General features: G+C 41.8%; 1 protein-coding gene. It reads right to left on the bottom strand.

The annotated features are described in order from the left end of the window. Positions 1–938, bottom strand: a 938-nt coding sequence (locus tag BLX24_RS30700) for a hypothetical protein (RefSeq protein WP_143092955.1), incomplete at its 3' end; no start/stop codon positions are given. Positions 939–944: the final 6 nt, after the last annotated feature.

Raw genomic sequence — 944 nt, 5'->3', positions numbered from 1 at the left:
TATGTATATATTCCTGCTACTTGCTTATTAACAACGATATAGTACTGGCCATTGATAGTCTCATTATTAGGGCCTTGCCATGTAACAAACTGTTCAGAACAACCACTAGTTGCTAAGGTTACATTTGCGCCTACATTTGTTACTGAGTTAGCCGGAGATAAATTAAAAGCTGATAGCAGGTTTAAATCAACCACTTCCGATGCACAGTAACCGGCAAGACCTCCACATGCTGTACTTAAGCGTGTAGTAGCATAATGTACATGAACAAAATTGTTTAATGTAGTGTAGCAATTTGGCGCCAGAGGTATCGTACTATTGATTACAAAAGAAAAGCTCCCTGGCGGCACTGTTTCTTCATGTTCATATATGGAAGATTCATCTTTAAAGCATAAATACACGTAGATTTTTTTTGATGAACCACTCGTATTTTCCCCTTTAACCCTGAAGGGGATTACTTGATTTCTATTAATACAAGGATCGTCAACATAAAAGTTTTGCACATTAATTCCATCGCCACATGTTTTATTCGTAGGTGCTTCTGAGTATACGGCTACTCTCGCATTCCTCACATACTGCTGATAAGCTGCATTGGCTTTTGCTGATTTTACGCAAACCGTCTGCTTTTTCGTAAACAGATCAGCCTTTGTCGCATTGTATCCGCCCCGTAAAAGTGTAAAGTAATTACCGGTGAGGGTTTCGTTATATTTCCCCCGTATCGTATAGCTAACAGTTGGTGCGGCTCCCGTCAGCTTACCGCTGATGTAATCGTGATAATCCCCGCCCGTCTGCACAAAACCTTCCGGCATGATCACTTTCAGGGAGAAGCTCTTTTGTTCCTCAAAAAAGAACATCAGGTTGGAGGGTATATCCAGCAGTTCCGCTTTAATCGTCAGCTCAAACTCCTCCCCTACCGCTACGCTGTCCTTGCTGGCAGTCATCGTAAA

It is taken from the genome of Arsenicibacter rosenii (assembly GCF_001870735.1).
GTDB classification, from domain to species: Bacteria; Bacteroidota; Bacteroidia; order Cytophagales; family Spirosomataceae; genus Arsenicibacter; species Arsenicibacter rosenii.
The sequence above is the reverse complement of the archived record's forward strand: the minus strand, read 5'-3'. Positions and strand labels throughout refer to the sequence as shown.